The sequence below is a fragment of the Leisingera sp. M527 genome (genome assembly GCF_025141525.1).
Classification (GTDB): Bacteria; Pseudomonadota; Alphaproteobacteria; order Rhodobacterales; family Rhodobacteraceae; genus Leisingera.
Window position 1 is genome coordinate 3834515 of the sequence record NZ_CP081037.1, and the last position, 17167, is coordinate 3851681.

A 17167-nucleotide genomic window follows, 5' to 3' on the forward strand; every position below is an offset into this window, starting at 1 on the left:
CGTCAGACAGGCGCAAACGCGCCCGTCTTGGGATCATAACATTCCAGCCCGCCCTCGCCGATATCGGTCCACAGGCCATGCAGGCTCAGCTGACCGGCCTTCACCGACGATTCGATAAAGGGAAAGGTCATCAGGTTTTCCAATGAGGCAACAACAGCTTGGCGCTCGAACTGGCGCGCTTGCAGGTCTGGATCCTCAATACCTGCGACGCCTTCGAACTTGGGCTTCAGAATATCCATCCAGCGGCCGACAAAACTGGTCTTTTCCTCCAGCTGCGGCGCGTTGCCCTTGCACATGTCGATACAGCCCTGCACGCCGCCGCACTGTGAATGGCCCAGCACGATCAGATGCGACACCTTCAGCGCGGTCACTGCATATTCCACCGCAGCCGAGGTGCCGTGGTGATCGCCATCCGGTGCAAACGGCGGCACCAGATTGGCAATATTGCGGTGAATAAAGAACTCGCCCTGGTCGGCGCCGAAGATCGACGTCACATGCACCCGGCTGTCACAGCAGGAAATCACCATGGCCCGCGGACGCTGGCCTTCGGTCGCCAGGCGGCGGTACCAGCCCTGGTTTTCCTCATATGATGTGGCCTTCCAGCCGTGATAGCGGGTCACCAGATAACTGGGGAGAGGTTTGGCAAAGTCCATTGTCGAATCCTCCGATCGTTGCACGTTGCCGGACGTGTTACTCTGCATTGTCCGCAAATTCGAGCGATTTGAGCCCCCCTTCAGAAACCTTTTGAAAACTTGTGGGCTTCAAATTGGCAGTTGTGCCGTGGGGGCACATAGAATTTGGGTGAATGTGGTGGCCAATATACTAACAGTAATACGTTCTGAAACAGTGCGCTTGGATCCGGACAAACTCTCCGCGCTGTACGAGCAGCTTGGAGAAACCGGCGCCGAAGATGTGGTGTGCCGGGCGGTCGAAGAAATGGCTGTCCGCCTGACGCATTGCGAGCGTCTGTGGCGGCAGAATGACATGATCAACCTGCGCAAAAGTGCGCGGTCGCTGATTGCGATTGCCGATCAGATCGGCATGACAGCGCTGGCAACCATTGCCAGGGATGCGACGGTGGCCATTGATTCCGGGGACGCTCCGGCGGTTGCCGCGATCCTGTTCCGGCTGATGCGGGTGGGCGAACGCTCGCTGACCGCGGTCTGGGATCAGCAGGACATGACGATCTGATATTTCCGCGGCCTGCAGGGCTTGCAGGCGGCGCTGCGGCGGCTACTCTGGTGCATCCTTATTGATCCGCTACCGGAGTATGCCCATGCCGCCCGTCTTTGCCGCGTCCAGCCCGGACGCCTGTCCAGTGCATGTTATCGCAAGCGACACTTTTGACAGCTGGCTTTCAGGCCAGCCGCAGCGCGTTCAGGCTTGGGTTTCGGCACAGGGTTTTACCGGCACATGCGGTCAGGCCGTCACGGTGCCAGGCGCAGATGGCAAGGTTGAGATGGCCCTGGCCGGCTTTGGCAGCGCCGCCCAGCGCGCGCGCCGCCGTTTCGTGCTGGCCGAGGCTGCCGCGAAACTGCCCGGCGGGACGTACCGGATCGCCTCCGGCCTGCCGGAAGAAGCTGCTGCCACCGAAACGCTGGGCTGGCTGCTGACCGCCTACCGCTTTGACCGGTATAAGAAAAGCGCGGCACAGACCGCTTCACTGGTAGCGCCGGAAGGCCTGAATGCAGGCGCCGTAGAATCACTGGCTGCCGCCGAATGCCTGACCCGCGATCTGATCAATACGCCTGCCTCTGACATGGGCCCGCAAGAACTTCAGGCTGCCGCCGAAGCCCTGGCCGGGGAGTTCGGCGCCAGCTGTTCCGTGATCACCGGCGCGGATTTGCTGGACCAGAATTTCCCGCTGATCCACACCGTGGGCCGCGCCTCGGACCGCGCGCCGCGGCTGATCGATATCGGTTGGGGCACGTCCGGCCCCCGGCTCACCCTGGTGGGCAAGGGCGTCTGTTTCGACACCGGCGGGCTGAACCTCAAACCCGGCAGCAGCATGGCACTGATGAAAAAGGACATGGGCGGCGCAGCCAATGTGCTGGGGCTGGCGCGGATGATCATGGCCGCCGGGCTGCAACTGCAGCTGCGGGTGCTTATTCCGGCAGTGGAAAATGCCGTGTCCGGCTCTGCCTTCCGCCCCGGCGATGTGCTGATGTCCCGCAAGGGGCTGACGATTGAGAACAACAACACCGACGCCGAGGGCCGCCTGGTGCTGGCCGACGCGCTGGCGCTCGCGGCCGAGGACGCGCCGGATCTGCTGATCTCCATGGCCACCCTCACAGGGGCTGCCCGCGTGGCCGTCGGCCCGGACCTCTCCCCCTTCTATACCGGCAATGATGCAGATGCCGCCGCGCTGGCGGCCGGTGCGGCACGCACTGCCGATCCGGTCTGGCGGATGCCGTTCCATGACCCTTACGAGGCCATGATCGAACCCGGCATCGCCGATCTGGACAATGCGCCGTCTGGCGGTTTTGCAGGCTCGATCACCGCCGCGCTGTTCCTGCGCCGTTTCGCCGGAGACACCCGCTATATGCATTTCGACATCTACGGCTGGACCCCCAGCGCCGCCCCCGGGCAGCCCAAGGGCGGTGCCCTGCAGGGCGCCCGGGCGCTGTTTGCCGCCCTGCCGGACATGCTGGAGCTTTAGCAGAATGACCGACCGCCGCCGTTCTCCCCTGAACTCCCGCATCGCCGCCGTGCATCTGGCGGATGTCCCCGCCGGCCTGGAACCCGTGGAGGGCACCGCCGCCCGCATCGGCGTGCCGGTTGCAGACCTGTTGCGCACACCGGACGGCACCCGCGACCGCCAGCTTGTCTATGGCGAGCCGGTGACCGTCTACGAGGACCGGCAGGGCTGGTCATTCCTGCAAGCGGCCAAGGATTCCTACGTCGGATATGTGCCCGGCACTGCCCTCACGGTGCCGTTTGAAGCCACCCATTGGGTCAGCGCCCCGGCGACCCACAGCTATTCGGCGGATGACTTCAAATCGCCGGAGACGCAGGCGCTTAGCCACGGCAGCCGGGTGCAGGTCCTGGGCGGCACCGGGCGGTTTCTTGAAACCGACTTGGGGTTCATCCCCGCTCGCCACCTGTCGCCGCTGGGCGCCCATGCTGCTGATCCGGTGGCGGTGGCAGAATTGTTTCTCGGCACGCCCTACCTCTGGGGCGGCAACAGCCGGTTCGGCATCGACTGCTCCGGCCTGGTGCAAGCGGCTCTGCTGGCCTGCGGCACGGCCTGCCCCGGCGACAGCAATATGCAGGAAGCAGAGTTGGGTGAACCCGCCCCTGATACAGACTACCAGCGCGGCGATCTGCTGTTCTGGAAGGGCCATGTCGCAATGGTGCGGGACGCGGAAACCCTGATCCACGCCAATGCCCACGATATGGCGGTGGCGATCGAAGCGATCGGCACGGCGATCAAACGTATTCAAGCCCAGGGCGACGGCCCGGTCACCGGACACAAACGGCTGGCGTAATCCGCATCAGCCGCCCCAAGCGGCAAAAATCTTGCAAGATTTTTGACCGGAAAATTTGAATTTTCCGGCCCCCGCGCGGCTGCAGCCCTCGCGTTAGTCCACGGACCGGATCAGCTTGCGTTCCAGCACTCGCAGAACGGTTTTCAGATCCGCCCCGCGCTTCAGAATATGCCCGTCCATGCCGACCACCGAATACTGCCCTTGCCGCACCCGCAGCTTGGGGCGCTTTTCGATCCGGTAGAGCGGGTGCTCTGCCGTGCGCCGGAAAACGGAGAAAACTGCCAGGTCGCGCAGGGAGGCAATGCCGTAATCGCGCCACTCCCCCGCGGCAACCATCCGCCCGTAGAGGGATAGAATGACCGACAATTCCCGCCGGTCAAACGCGACTTGCTGAGGGTAGGGAGATCCGGGAAAAGGCTGCACCTGATCAAAGCTCATAGATTAAAGGTTGCGCCGTTTCCGGGGCAAATCAAGGTTTATCCCCTTCGAATTTTCGTGTGATGCAGAAGGCGCACAGGCTCTGCCTCCTGTTTCCAGCCCGCTCCGGCCTGCCTCAGGCCGCCACCAGGCCGCCGCAGCTAAGGCCCAGAATCTGCTCCAGCGCGCGCGCTCCAGGTGCTGTCAGCACCAGCCCGCGCTTGTGCCGATGGCGTTTGACCCAGCCGCTGTCCAGTGCGTGATCCAGGATCAGCCGCCCCATCGGCCCCGCCACATGCAGCTTGCGCTCGGTCCAGTCCAGACAGGGCCGGGCAAAGGGCTGGCGGCCCGGTTTCTCAGGCAGAACAACCCCAAGTTTCAGCCATTCCCCGGCGGGAACAGCGCGAAAGGCGCCGTGTTCCTCGCGCAGCATCCCCCGGTCCAGAAGCGCGCGGGTCATCGCGACAGCCAAAGGCCCGGCCAAATGGTCATAGCAGCTGCGCACCTGTGCCAGATCCCCCGCCTTGCGCCGCTGCGCCCGGTGCAGGCTGTCCGCAGGCGCAATCGCCGCCAGCTGCTCCAGCGCATGGGCCACCTCAGCCCCGGCCAGCCGGTGATAGACACAGCGGCCGCGTTTTTCGGCCACCACCAGCCCGGCATCCTGCAACAGCCGCAAATGCGCCGAGGCGGTTTGCGGCGTCACCCCCGCAGCGGCAGCCAGTTCCTTGTTGGTGTAGGCGCGCCCCTCCATCAGCTCGCACAGCATCTGCGTGCGGCTGGCGTCGCTGATGGCCTGGCCCAGAATGTCGAAACGCGGTGTGATCATGCCCTTACCCTAAGCGGTTCCCGCAGGCAGGCCCAAGCAAAACCCTTCGCTGCGCATCGAACTGTCCGGCCGTCACGTAAACGACCCATGACAGAACCAGCCCGGCGACAGCGCGCCGCCATGGGCAAAGAACAGCCACAGCCGTTCACCGCTGCGGGTCACAACCACCCAGTAATCGCGCACACCGCTGCGCCAGTTCGGATCCTCCAGCCACCATTCCGGCGCGATCCGCTCAGGGCCTTCCGCCGCCGCCGGCTCCCAGTCGCGCCCCCGCCAGCGGAAACGCTCCGGCACCTCAGGCCGCTCTGGCGCATGAACGAGTTCGGGCCGCCAGATCAGCAGCGGACGCGGACGGGGCGGGCACGGCCAGTCCCCGGCGGCAGGCTCAGACCAGGCTGCGGCCTGCACGGTGAAGGTCTTTTCCGGAATATGGCTCTCTGCCGGGTGGCAGCGGGTGATAGCTTCCAGCCCCAGCCGCGCGCCCAGACGCCCGATCAGATCTTCCAGCGCCGCGCCATCCTCCTGCCGCGCCTGCACCGCAGCACCCGCCTGCATATGGCCCGCAGGGGTGCGGGCGTGGATCGCTTCGGCCTGCAGCACCTCCAGCCGCAGCATATCGATGCCATAGCCCGCATCAATCTGTTCCAGCTTCATCTCCAGCAGCGGGCGGATGCGGTCCGGCGCGCGGCTGGCACGGGCCAGGCCCAGGGTCACGGCCTCCATCGCCTGATCGCAGCGGTGCGCCTCCAGCCGCAGCACCCGCGCGCCCTTGCCGCGCGCCTCCAGCCGGGCGCAGAGCCTGGGCAGCATCCGGTCAATGCCTGCCAGCAGATCTTCCATCAGCCCGATCGGCTCCGGCAGGGTCAGCCGCACCGCAAAATGATCCGGGCTGCGCGCGGGCGAGACCGGCTCCGGCGCGCTGCCCATCGCCTGATCCAGCCGCAAAACCAGCCCGCGCCCGAACCGGCGCGCCAGGCCGGCCCGCGGCTGACCCAGCAGGTCGCCAATCCGGCGAAGCCCCAGCCGGTTCAGCTGCGCCACCGTGGCAGTGTCCAGCCGCAGCGCCGCCACCGGCAGCGGCCCAAGCGCGCCGTAAGCCTGCCCAGGCCCGGCAATCCGCCCCATCTGCGGCGGCGGCGCCTGCACCTGCGGCGCCGCGCCGCCGCGGGTCCAATGGCGGCGCTTGGCGCTGTGCCCCGGCGTGCGTTTCTGCGCCCGGGCCCGGGTCGCGCGGGCCTCCTGATCGATGGCATCGCCCGAGCGGTCCGGCACGGCGTCCTCCCCCGCATAACGCGCCAGCGCCCAAGCCGCGCCCAGGGTATCCGCCAGCCCCATCTGCACGCTGAGGCCCATCTCCGCGCAATCGCGCCCCGCCGTCTCCATCAGCACCGCCTCGCTGCCGAACAGATGCGCGCAGCCGGTAAGGTCAAGGATCAGCCCGTCCTCCCCGGCTTCTGCCACCCAGGGGCTGAACTTCCCGGCCCAGCGCCTGAGGGCGGCCAGGAACGCCGCCTCAGCCGACCGGTTGCGCGGCCGCACCACCAGCGCCGCACACATCGCATGGGCATCGCGCAATGGCTGGCCCGGCTGCAAACCTTGTGCCGAAGCCGCCGTGTTTAACGCGGAAATAACCTGGGTGTTGGACACTTCTTCGGCAACGGCCAGCGGCCCGGCAATGCCGCCGCGCTCTGCCCGCATGATACGTTCGGCGCCAAGGCGCGGAAACCAAAGCGATAAGATGCGGCGATGGGGCATGGGCAGATCGGGCAACAGGGGCCGGCGGGCGGCAGATTACAGGAGTTCCACAGCATATGTTCTTATTTTGTTCATGTCATGCGATTCGGCCGATCCGCCCGGGGGCCGCGCAATGACCATCCGCCTGTTCAAAACCATGGCCTTCATGGTCATCCTTGCGGCTCTTGCCATTGGCACCACCGCCCCGGTCACAGCCAGGGACGGCACCAGCAAGCACGTGACACGCAGAATGGCCCTGATGACCTCGCAAAAGGCCGCGATGGATGTGCTGACCGGCATGATGGCCGGGCGCACATATTTTGACCGGGACAGGGCCCGCGCGGCCCGGCGGCAGCTGATCAGATCCACCGGCACCATCCGCAAGCATTTCAAAAAGCCGCAGCTGGATCCGCGCTCTCATGCGCGGCCCTTGATCTGGCACGCCTGGAAGGATTTCAAAACCCGTGCAGACACCGCCGAAACGGCAGCCAGGAACCTCAGCACCCGGTCCCTGCCCGCTCTGCGCCGCACCCTGCCCAGCCTGATGCAAAGCTGCCTCAGCTGCCACGAGACCTACCGCAATGCGCCCAACAGCTTTACCACGCACTGATGACCGGCGGGCATTGACCAGCACGCTCTGACCGGCATGCCTGCCGCCGTCAGGTGCCGAACCGCGCCATAAAGGTCTCGATTGCCCCGGCGATCACCCGCTCGCGTTCGGCCTCGGTAAAATGCTCGTCGATGTTGAACAGGAAACGCAGGAAAATATCCGCCTTGCACAGCTCAATGAATTGCGCGGCAGCCAGGTCCGCATCCGGAATTGCCAGCTCGCCCCGCTCTGCGGCGATCTTCAGGTAATCACGGATCTGCCCGTGCAAAACCATCGGGCCGCTTTCATAGAACATCGGCCCCAGCTCAGGGAAACGGTCGGCCTCGGCCACAAAGATGCGGAACAGCTGCAGGCTTAGACCGCCTATCAGAACCGCGTGAACATGTTCCGCCGCCACCCGCAGCACCTCGCGCGGGCCGCAACTGCCCGCCGCCAGATCAAGCGACGCTTCAGACTGCTGCACGCAGACCGAACGCACCACTTCCATGAACAGCACCCGCTTGTCGGGGAAATAACTGTACAGCGTTGCCTTGGACACGCCCGCCGCCTTGGCAATGTTGTCAACACTCGCGCCCTCAAACCCGTCGGCCAGAAACACCTCGCGGGCCCCTGCCAGGACCTGATCAAATTTCCGGCCTGTACGCAGGACGCTGGCTTGCTGATTCATGCGGGTTCCTTTGGCTGCCTGCGGGTCTGGACCTAGTGTAGCCTCTGCTGCCGCATAGCAACAGCATAAGCCGCACCGTCTTGCGCTCCCTCGCGGAACCGTTATATTTAGAATCATTCTAAACCGAGGGGCAGCAGATGCGTTTTTTCACTCAGCGCAAGCGGTTTGCGGAGCTGACCGGGCAGGAGATCCTCGCCCTTGCGATCTCTTCCGAGGAGGATGATGCGCGTATCTACCGCGGCTATGCAGAGCGCCTGCGCGCAGAATTTCCGGCAACCGCGGCGATGTTCGACGGCATGGCCGCCGAGGAAGACGAACACCGCGCCCAGCTGATTGCCCTGCACCAGGCCCGGTTCGGGCCGGCAATTCCGCTGATCCGGCGCGAGCATGTGGCGGGCTACTATGCCCGCCGCCCTATCTGGCTGATGGAAAACCTCAGCCTGGACCGCATCCGCGGCGAGGCCCGCGCGATGGAGCGCGACGCCGAACGCTTCTACACCGCCGCCGCCGCCCGCACCCGGGATGCCGCCACCCGCAGGCTGCTGGGTGATCTGGCCGCAGCTGAGGCCAGCCATCAGGCACGCGCAGGCGAATTACAAGACACGCATCTGGACACGGATACGCGCGAAGACGAGGACCGAGCCGCCCACCGCCAGTTCGTGCTGACCTGGGTACAGCCGGGGCTGGCCGGGCTGATGGACGGTTCGGTCTCCACCCTGGCGCCGATCTTTGCCACCGCCTTTGCCACCCAGGACACCTGGACCACATTTCTGGTCGGCATGGCCGCCTCGGTCGGGGCCGGCATCTCGATGGGCTTCACCGAGGCGGCTTCCGACGACGGAGAACTCTCTGGCCGCGGCTCGCCGCTGAAACGCGGGCTGGCCTCCGGCATCATGACCACCGTGGGCGGGCTGGGCCACGCCCTGCCTTATCTGATCCCGGACTTCTGGACCGCCACCACACTCGCCTTGCTGATCGTCTTCGTGGAACTGTGGGCCATTGCCTGGATCCAGAACCGTTTCATGCAAACCCCGTTCTGGCGCGCCACCATGCAAGTGGTGCTGGGCGGCGCCCTGGTGCTGGGTGCCGGTGCGCTGATCGGCAGCGGTTAGAACCGGCCCCGGCGCGCTCCCGCCCGCTTCGGAACAGCCACAGGCTGCCCTCCCCGATTGGGCCCGGCAGCGCTGACGCGCTGCGGATGCGCCTTTGGTTACTCCGGGCTTCTCAAGGTCAAGGGCGGCAAAGCCGCCGCACGCTAGCGCGGTCTACCATTGAGGGTGTCATGGCCAGTCTCACAATTGACTTGGTGCTCTTTTGGCACACCTGCCCTTAGAGCGCATCTCAGCAAAACCGCCTGCCCCGTGCGCAGCACGGGGCCACGCCCAACTGCGAAAGGCATTCCGAAGGATGCCCATGAGCAGGCGGGAGCACACCCCTTTTGCCAAAAACAACCTTTGCCAATTGGTCAGCTCTTGTTACCAATCCCCATGGCCGAGATCTTCTTCCGCACCCTGCCCTTCTTTGCAATCATCGGCTTCGGCTACTGGGCCGGGCGCAGCCGCTTCTTTACTGAGGAAGCCACCGCCTACCTCACCCGCTTCGTCTTCTACTTCCCGCTGTCGGCCATGATCTTCGGCTTTGCCGCCAACCTCTCCTTTGCCGAAGTCTTTGATCCTACCCTGATCCTCGGCTATCTGGCGGGCACCTTGGCGGTCTACCTGCTGGTGACAGCCGTGGCCGTGTTCCGCGGGCTGGACATGCCAACTGCAGCGGTTGAGGCGCAATGCGCGGCGATCGGCAATGTCGGCTTTCTCGGCCTGCCGATGATGGCGATCCTCTTCGGCCCGGCCTCGGTGGCGCCGATGATGGTGGTGCTCAGCGTCGATCTGGTGGTGTTTTCCTCGCTGATCGTCATCCTGATCAACACGGGCCGCGGCCAGGGGTTTGGATTGGCAACGCTGAAACTGGTGGGGCTTGGCCTGCTGAAGAACCCGATGATCCTGTCCATTGTTGCGGGCCTCGCCTGGTCGGCCTCCGAGCTGCCGATCCCGGCGCCGGCAAACGACTTCCTCACCATCCTCGGCGGCGCTGCCACCCCCGGAGCCCTCTTTGCCATCGGCGCCTCGCTCGCCTCGAAATCGGCGGAACGGGTGCAGATCTCCGGCTGGCTCAGCTTTGCCAAGCTGGTGCTGCACCCGGCCTGCGTCGCCATCGCTGTGCTGTGGCTGATCCCCGCCGCGCCGTTTTCTGCTGCCGTCGCCATCGCTGCCGCATCGCTGCCGGTCGCGGGCAATGTCTACATGCTGGCGCAGCATTACGGCGTGGCCCCGCACCGGGCCTCCGCCGCTATCCTGATCTCGACCGTGCTGTCGATCATCACCGTGCCTGCGGTGATCGCATGGGTGTCCTGACGCAGCTCTATAGACGGATCACGTAATCCTTGCGGGTGGTCTCGATCACTTCCCAGGTACCGCTGAAACCGGGGCGCAGGATGAAACTGTCGCCTGCCGCCAGCGGATACTCAGCGCCGTCGTCGCTGGTGATCACCGACCGCCCCTGCAGGATCCGGCAATATTCCCATTCGTCATAAGAGATCCGCCACTTGCCCGGCGTCGATTGCCAGATGCCGCAGTAAAGCCCGTCCCGCTCCTCTGCATTCCAGGTGGTGAACACCGGGTCGCCCGCAACCACCTTGGCCGGATCCGGGCGTTCGGTTTCCGGTTCGGCGGCGCTGGTGGTCAGTCTTTGAAAATCGCTCATATCTCTGTCGCTCCCTGTTTTCCGGCCGCAGACTGTTCCGGCATTCCGGCCCGGTGTCCAGCATCCCGTCGCGCCTTTCACCAAACAATCACCGGCCTGGCGCCCGCATGTTTGCGAAATCGCAAGCCTTGTGCCGCAAAAACGGGCATTGCTGCCGCCCATCCGCTGGACCCTGAGGCCAACTGCGGATAGCGATAGGGCTAACAGATTATTAGGAGCCTCACCGATGGAAACCGTTTCCGAGAACCGTGCCTTTGGCGGCACCCAGGGCGTCTACAAACACGCCAGCAGCGCCACCGGCGGCGACATGACATTCGGCCTGTTCCTGCCGGAAGAGGCCAAAGACGGCCCGGTGCCGGTGCTGTGGTATCTGTCGGGTCTCACCTGCACCCACGAGAACGCGATGTCCAAGGCGGGCGCCCAAGCCTGGTGCGCCGAGCAGGGCATCGCCATCGTCTTCCCTGACACCAGCCCCCGCGGCGAAGGCGTGGCGGACGATGACGCCTATGACCTGGGCCAGGGCGCAGGTTTCTATGTGAACGCCACGCAACAGCCCTGGGCGCCGCATTTCCGCATGTGGGACTACGTGGCAGAGGAACTGCCCGCACTCTTGGGCGAAAAATTTGCCATCGACCTCAGCCGCCAGGCGATCACCGGTCATTCGATGGGCGGTCACGGCGCGCTGACGCTGGCGATGAACCTGCCGGGCCGCTACAAATCGGTCTCCGCCTTCGCGCCGATCTGCAACCCCACCGCATCGGATTGGGGCCGCAAGCAGCTGGCCGCTTATCTGGGCGAAGATGAATCCGCCTGGGCCAAACACGACGCCACCCGTCTGATGCAGGAGAAAGGCTTTGACGGCCCGGTCCTGATCGACACCGGCACCTCTGACCAGTTCATCGACCTCCTGAAGCCCGAGGCGCTGGCCCACGCCATCGCCGAACGCCGCCAGCAGGCCACCCTGCGGATGCAGCCGGGCTATGACCACAGCTATTTCTTCGTGTCCACCTTCATGGAGGAGCATGTCTCCTTCCATGCCGACGCGCTGTACCAGAACTAAAAGACAAAGGATGCGGCCATGAGTGAAGACTTTGATTATGACTTGATCATCATCGGCTCCGGCCCCTCGGGCCGCTCCGCTGCCATTCAGGCAGGCAAGCTGCACCGCCGGGTGCTGGTGATTGATCGCAAGGACCGTCTGGGGGGCGTGTCGGTGCACACTGGCACCATCCCGTCGAAAACCCTGCGCGAAACCGTGCTGAACCTCTCGGGCTGGCGCGAACGCAGCTTCTATGGCCGTTCCTACCGGGTGAAGGATGACATCCTTGCCGAGGATCTGAAGGCGCGCCTGCACAAGACCCTGGATCACGAGGTTGACGTGCTGGAACATCAGTTCAACCGCAACCATGTGGACACGCTGATGGGGCTGGCGAAATTCATCGGCCCGAACGAGGTTGAAGTCGCCACCGAAGCCGGCGAAACCACCCGGCTGACGGCAGAGAAGTTCCTGATCTCCACCGGTACCCGCACCTACCGCCCGGACTATGTTCCGTTCAATGGCCGCACCGTGGTGGATGGGGATGATTTTCTGGAAATGGCGGATATCCCGCGCTCGCTGGTGGTGATTGGCGCCGGCGTGATCGGGGTGGAATATGCCACCATGTTCTCGGCGCTTGATGTGCGCGTCACCCTGATTGAGCCGCGCGAGAGCTTTCTTGATTTCATCGACAAGACCCTGATCCAGGAATTCACCCATCAGATCCGTGAAAACGGCGTTGATCTGCGGCTCGGCTCCGCGGTGGAAACCATCGAAGACGCAGGCGAGCATGTCGAAGTGACCCTGGCCAACGGCCGCCATGTGCGTGCTGAAATGCTGCTGTTTGCGGCCGGGCGCCTGGGCGCCACGGCCTCGCTGAATCTCGAGGCGACCGGGCTGAAGACCGACCACCGCGGCCGCCTCAGTGTTGACCGCAAGACTTACCAGACCGAAGTGCCCCACATCTATGCCGCCGGCGATGTGATCGGCCATCCGTCGCTGGCCTCGACTTCGCTGCAGCAGGGCCGGGTTGCCGCCTGCCATGCGCTCGACACGCCTACCATGCCCGAAAGCCCCTGGTACCCCTATGGCATCTACTCGGTGCCGGAAATGTCCACCTGCGGCATGTCCGAGGAAGAGCTGCAGGAGCGCGGCATTCCTTACGAGGTCGGCGTCGCCCGCTTCCGCGAAACCTCGCGCGGGCACATCATGGGGCTGGAGCACGGCATGCTGAAAATGCTGCTGTCGCTGAAAACCCGCCGGGTGCTGGGCGTCCAGATCGTTGGCGAAGGCGCGACCGAACTGATCCATATCGGCCAGGCGGTGATGAACCTGCAAGGCACGGTGGATTACTTCGTGCAGAACACCTTCAACTACCCGACCCTTGCCGAGGCGTACAAAATCGCCGGCCTCGACGCCTTCAACCGGATGCCGATTCCGGAGGAGTTCAAGGTGAAGAAGCACGCCCGCAAGGCTAAGGCCAAACCCGCCCCCAAGACAGAGACCGCCCCTGAGCCCGAGAAGAAGGCAGCCGAGTGACCGCCCTCTACATCGACGCCGACGCCTGCCCGGTCAAACAAGAGGCCGAGCGGGTCGCCACCCGCCACGGGCTGCGCATGTTCGTGGTCTCCAACGGCGGATTGCGCCCCTCGCCGAACCCGCTGGTGGAAAATGTGATCGTTTCCGAGGGCGCCGATGTCGCCGACATGTGGATCGCAGACCGCTGCGGCCCTGGCGATGTGGTAGTAACGGGCGACATCCCCCTTGCCGCCAAATGCATCGAAGCAGGCGCACGCGTGCTGCGCCATAACGGCGAGCGGTTTACTGAGGCCAATATCGGCCAGCAACTGGCAATGCGCGACCTGATGGCCGACCTGCGCGCTGCCAATCCGCTGGGGGCAGGCGGCAGCGGCAAGGGCTTTACCAAGGCCGACCGCTCGCGGTTCCTGGATGCGCTGGAACGCGAGCTAAGGGCAGCAAAACAGGCCTGACCCCGGGTCAAGGATCTGCGGGAGCAGGCCGCCGAAAACCCGGACAGGCGCGTTCTAGGGGCAGGAAACAGGAGGGCAACGGCATGAGCGCAGACATAAAGATCAGCGTCCCCGGCCTGTTTGCCGCGGCCGGTGCCGGCGTTGCCTTCTCGGTCATCGACATGATCTTCAAGTTCCTGTCGGGTGATTACCCGCTTTATGAAATGGTGCTGTTCCGCTCCGTCATCGCGGTGGCAGTAATGCTTGCCATCATCGTACCGCTGGAGGGCGGCTACCACCTCTTGCGCACCCACCAGCCGAAACTGCACCTTGCGCGCTGTCTGGTGGTGTTCTTTGCCAATATCTGCTTTTTCACCGGCCTCACCCTGCTGCCGCTGGCAGAGCCAGTAGCGATTGCCTTTGCCACCCCATTGATCGTCACTGCCCTGTCGGCGCTGTTTCTGGGCGAACGCCCCGGCCCCTGGCGCTGGGGCGCGGTGTTTGCCGGCTTCCTGGGCGTGCTGATCATCATGCGCCCCGGCGCCGGCAGCTTCCAGGCCGCTGCCATCCTTCCCTTTCTGGGCGCCTGCGGCTATGCCACCCTGCACGTGCTGACCCGCCGCGCCGGCAGCAGCGAGGCCGGCGCCACGCTCGCCTTCTACCCGATGATGGGCTTTCTGATCCTCAGCGCCCTGGGTGGTCTTGCCTTTGGCGACGGCCGTTTCTCTACCGGCGACAGCCCGGCCTTCGACTTCATCCTGCGCGCCTGGATCTGGCCCGCGCCGCAGGACTGGCCTTATCTGATCGGCGTCGGCATTGCAGGCTCTGCGGGCGGCTATCTGGTCAGCCAGGCCTACCGCATGAACGAAGCCGCGCTGGCCGCACCGTTTGAATACATCGCCATGCCGATGTCGGTCCTATGGGGCGTGCTGATCTTCAACGAATGGCCCGACCTGCCGGTCTGGCTCGGCAGCGCCCTGATCATCGCCTCCGGCCTGGTCTCTGTCTGGCGCGAGACCCGCCGCAACCGCCCCGCGCCGCGCCCCCGCCCGCGCGCAGAAGGATAAGCCACATGCCCATTGACGCCGTCGTCTTCGACATCGGCCGCGTGCTGATCGAGTGGGAGCCGGAACGCTTCTACGACAGCCGCATCGGCGCGGGCCGCCGCCGCCAGCTGTTTGCCCAGGTGCCGCTGCATGAAATGAACCTGAATGTCGACCGCGGCCACCCCTTCCGCGAGAGTGTTTACGCGCTAGCAGAGCAGCACCCGGAGTGGTCTGAGGAAATCCGCTGGTGGCACGACTGCTGGCTGCAGATGGTGCCGCAGGCCATCCCCCATTCTGTCCGCCTGATGCAGGCTCTGCAGGCCACAGGCACGCCTGTTTTCGCCCTCAGCAACTTCGGCGCCGAGACCTTTGAGCTGGCCTGCGGCTCTTATCCGTTCTTGCGTGGCTTTGACCGCACATTTGTCTCTGCCCATTTGAAATGCATCAAGCCAGAGGCGGAAATCTATGCCATTCTCGAACGTGATACAGGGGTAGCGCCGGACCGGCTGCTGTTCACCGACGACCGCCTAGAGAACATCGAGGCCGCCACAATTCGCGGCTGGCAGACCCATCTGTTCACAACCCCCGCCCTCCTGGCGGCGCGGCTGGTGCAGGCAAAGCTGCTAACAGAACATGAGGCCGCCTGAGACGGCACACGAAAAAGGAAGACAGGCACATGAGCATCCCATTCATCGGGTTTGACGAGGGCGAAGCGCTGCTCGATTGGATCAGTTTCACGGACGCGCTGGCTGCCAGCCACGATTTACCCAAGGCCGGGATCGGCGATACATTCCTCTACCGCGATCCTGACACGCTGCTCAGCCGCTCCGCCTGGATTGACGGCATGGGCCTGGCAGTGAAGACAGCCAACGTCTTCCCGGGCAACCCCGGCGCAGGCAAGCCGATGATCAACGGCTCCGTCTGCCTCTACTCGGACGCGGATGGCACGCTTGAGGCGCTGGTCGACTTCCACCTGGTCACCAAGTGGAAGACCGCGGGCGACAGCCTGCTCGGCGCCCTGCGGCTGGCCAACCCCGCCGCCCGCGAAGTGCTGATCGTCGGCGCCGGCACCGTCGGCGGCTCCCTGATCGAGGCTTTCGGCGCCGGCTTCCCGCAGGCGCAGATCCGGGTCTGGAACCGCACCGGCTCCAAGGCCGGGGACCTCTGTGCCAAATACCCCGGCACCCTCCACGCGCCGGAGCTGGAAACCGCCGTCAGGGCGGCGGATATCATCGTCACCTGCACCATGTCCTCCGAGCCGGTGATCAAGGGCGAATGGCTCAGCCCCGGCCAGCATCTCAACCTGATCGGCGCCTACCGCCCCGACATGCGCGAAGCAGACGACGAGGCCCTGAGGCGCGCGCAGATCTTTTGCGACAGTTTCGATACCACCCTGGACCACATCGGCGAATTCAAGATCCCGCTGGCTGCCGGCACCATCCAGCGCAGCGACGTGCTGGCGGACTACTATTCCCTCAGCCGGTTCCAGGCCTATGACCCGGACCGGATCACGCTGTTCAAGAACGGCGGCGGCGCCCATCTGGACCTGATGACCAGCCACCACATCCTGCAAAAATGGAAGGCCAAGGCATGATCTGGCTGCTGGTCCTTGTTGTTCTGCTGATCGCCGCCGCGCCTTTCCTGCGCGAACGCCTGCGCAAGCCGATGAACAGCCAGGCCCGGCAATCCGCCCCCGGCGCCTTTGCGCAGCTCTCCGGCGGGCTGACCCACTACCGCTGGTCCGGTCCCTTGCGCGGGCCGGTTGCGGTCTGCGTGCACGGCCTCACCACACCGTCGTTTGTCTGGGACGGCGTCGCCCGGGGACTGGCCGCCATGGGCTACCGGGTGCTGAGCTATGACCTCTACGGGCGCGGCTACTCGGACCGCCCCGAAGGGCTGCAGGACAGCCGTTTCTTCACCACCCAGCTGGAACAGCTGCTGCAGGATCAGGAGGTTGGCGATGATTTCACCCTGATCGGCTATTCCATGGGCGGCGCCATCGCCACCGCATTTGCCGCCGCTCACCCCACCCGCCTGCGCGAGCTGATCCTGCTGGCTCCGGCCGGCTTCGGCAGCAGCCAGGGGCGCCTTACCCGGATGATCCGGCATGTGCCGCTGATGGGCAGCTGGCTGATGCACACGCTCTACCCGGCCCTGCACATCCGCAGCACCGAGGCCGAGCGCAACCTGCCAACCTCTGTGCCCGGCATCACCGACCTGCAGCAGCGCGAGCTGGGCTTTCAGGGTTTCATCCCAGCCGTGCTCGCCGCCCTGCGCGGCATCCTGAACGAAGATTTCACCGATGAGCTTCGCGGCCTGCACAAGGCCGGCGTGCCGGCGCTGGTGATCTGGGGCCAGGACGACGCAGTGATCCCGCCAAACTCCGCCGGCCGCCTTGCCGAACGCGCCCGCTCGGTCCGCCAGGAGGAAATCCCGGGCGCGGGCCACGGCCTGCCTTACACCCACACGGACGAGGTGCTGCAGATCATCGCCGAAAACCACCGCCGCGGCCTGATGTGACACCCGCGGATAGGCCCCTTTTGCTTCATCTTTGCAGAAATACTCCGGGGTCCGGGGCTGGCCCCGGTCCGGCAGCCGGCATCACAGCAAACC

At 65.0% G+C, this 17167-nt stretch carries 19 protein-coding genes; 13 read left to right on the plus strand and 6 right to left on the minus strand.

The features are described from left to right. Positions 1-2: 2 nt before the first annotated feature. Positions 3-653, minus strand: a complete 651-nt coding sequence (locus tag K3555_RS18900; protein WP_129372341.1) for a carbonic anhydrase — start codon at positions 651-653, stop codon at positions 3-5. A gap of 193 nt (positions 654-846) precedes the next feature. Here K3555_RS18900 and K3555_RS18905 point away from each other — a divergent pair, with 193 nt between their 5' ends. From K3555_RS18905 to K3555_RS18915, 3 genes are all read left to right on the plus strand, one after another. Then, a complete protein-coding gene (locus tag K3555_RS18905; RefSeq protein ID WP_259988167.1) occupies positions 847-1191 on the plus strand; it encodes a hypothetical protein in 345 nt (114 codons plus the stop codon). Between the two features lie 85 nt (positions 1192-1276). Next, on the plus strand, positions 1277-2659 hold the full coding sequence (locus tag K3555_RS18910; RefSeq protein ID WP_260006637.1) for a M17 family metallopeptidase: 1383 nt from the start codon (positions 1277-1279) through the stop codon (positions 2657-2659). Between the two features lie 4 nt (positions 2660-2663). Further along, entirely contained in the window at positions 2664-3488 is an 825-nt protein-coding gene (locus K3555_RS18915) for a C40 family peptidase (RefSeq protein ID WP_260006638.1), read from the plus strand. Positions 3489-3581: 93 nt separating this feature from the next. On the opposite strand, the gene K3555_RS18920 is transcribed toward K3555_RS18915, so the two are convergent. The 3 genes from K3555_RS18920 to K3555_RS18930 form a co-directional block, all read right to left on the minus strand. Then, the gene (locus K3555_RS18920) at positions 3582-3926 is read right to left on the minus strand and encodes a DUF2794 domain-containing protein (protein ID WP_129372345.1); all 345 of its coding nucleotides are present in this window, start codon (positions 3924-3926) and stop codon (positions 3582-3584) included. A 115-nt stretch (positions 3927-4041) separates the two neighbouring features. Beyond that, positions 4042-4731, minus strand: a complete 690-nt coding sequence (locus K3555_RS18925) for a helix-turn-helix transcriptional regulator (RefSeq protein ID WP_260006639.1) — start codon at positions 4729-4731, stop codon at positions 4042-4044. Between the two features lie 72 nt (positions 4732-4803). After that, positions 4804-6486 (minus strand): DNA polymerase Y family protein, encoded by a 1683-nt coding sequence (locus tag K3555_RS18930; RefSeq protein WP_260006640.1) that lies wholly within the window; start codon positions 6484-6486, stop codon positions 4804-4806. Between the two features lie 112 nt (positions 6487-6598). Between K3555_RS18930 and K3555_RS18935 the strand changes: the two genes are divergently transcribed. Further along, positions 6599-7075, plus strand: coding sequence for a cytochrome c (locus tag K3555_RS18935; protein WP_260006641.1), 477 nt, complete (start codon positions 6599-6601; stop codon positions 7073-7075). 49 nt (positions 7076-7124) lie between these two features. On the opposite strand, the gene K3555_RS18940 is transcribed toward K3555_RS18935, so the two are convergent. Next, positions 7125-7742: a TetR/AcrR family transcriptional regulator gene (locus K3555_RS18940; RefSeq protein ID WP_259988178.1), complete on the minus strand. Its 618-nt coding sequence runs from the start codon at positions 7740-7742 to the stop codon at positions 7125-7127. A gap of 137 nt (positions 7743-7879) precedes the next feature. On the opposite strand from K3555_RS18940, the gene mbfA reads away from it, so the two are divergent. Then, the gene (gene mbfA / locus K3555_RS18945) at positions 7880-8854 is read left to right on the plus strand and encodes an iron exporter MbfA (RefSeq protein ID WP_260006642.1); all 975 of its coding nucleotides are present in this window, start codon (positions 7880-7882) and stop codon (positions 8852-8854) included. 375 nt (positions 8855-9229) lie between these two features. Continuing rightward, entirely contained in the window at positions 9230-10153 is a 924-nt protein-coding gene (locus tag K3555_RS18950; RefSeq protein WP_260006643.1) for an AEC family transporter, read from the plus strand. Between the two features lie 7 nt (positions 10154-10160). On the opposite strand, the gene K3555_RS18955 is transcribed toward K3555_RS18950, so the two are convergent. Then, complete coding sequence (locus K3555_RS18955; RefSeq protein ID WP_259988184.1) at positions 10161-10502, minus strand: cupin domain-containing protein; 342 nt, start codon at positions 10500-10502, stop codon at positions 10161-10163. 226 nt (positions 10503-10728) lie between these two features. Here K3555_RS18955 and fghA point away from each other — a divergent pair, with 226 nt between their 5' ends. The 7 genes from fghA (at position 10729) to K3555_RS18990 (ending at position 17074) form a co-directional block, all read left to right on the plus strand. Further along, positions 10729-11562: an S-formylglutathione hydrolase gene (gene fghA / locus K3555_RS18960; protein ID WP_259996491.1), complete on the plus strand. Its 834-nt coding sequence runs from the start codon at positions 10729-10731 to the stop codon at positions 11560-11562. A gap of 18 nt (positions 11563-11580) precedes the next feature. Then, positions 11581-13077: a Si-specific NAD(P)(+) transhydrogenase gene (gene sthA, locus K3555_RS18965; protein WP_259988188.1), complete on the plus strand. Its 1497-nt coding sequence runs from the start codon at positions 11581-11583 to the stop codon at positions 13075-13077. Further along, the gene (locus K3555_RS18970) at positions 13074-13529 is read left to right on the plus strand and encodes a YaiI/YqxD family protein (protein ID WP_260006644.1); all 456 of its coding nucleotides are present in this window, start codon (positions 13074-13076) and stop codon (positions 13527-13529) included. Before sthA ends, K3555_RS18970 begins: the two co-directional genes overlap by 4 nt. 83 nt (positions 13530-13612) lie before the next feature. Further along, positions 13613-14575, plus strand: a complete 963-nt coding sequence (locus K3555_RS18975) for a DMT family transporter (RefSeq protein ID WP_260006645.1) — start codon at positions 13613-13615, stop codon at positions 14573-14575. Between the two features lie 5 nt (positions 14576-14580). Further along, positions 14581-15201 carry an HAD-IA family hydrolase gene (locus K3555_RS18980; RefSeq protein WP_260006646.1) on the plus strand — a complete coding sequence of 207 codons (621 nt, stop codon included), beginning with the start codon at positions 14581-14583 and terminating at the stop codon, positions 15199-15201. A 29-nt stretch (positions 15202-15230) separates the two neighbouring features. Continuing rightward, a complete protein-coding gene (locus K3555_RS18985; protein WP_260006647.1) occupies positions 15231-16148 on the plus strand; it encodes an ornithine cyclodeaminase family protein in 918 nt (305 codons plus the stop codon). Then, positions 16145-17074, plus strand: a complete 930-nt coding sequence (locus K3555_RS18990; RefSeq protein WP_260006648.1) for an alpha/beta fold hydrolase — start codon at positions 16145-16147, stop codon at positions 17072-17074. Before K3555_RS18985 ends, K3555_RS18990 begins: the two co-directional genes overlap by 4 nt. Positions 17075-17167 lie beyond the last annotated feature (93 nt).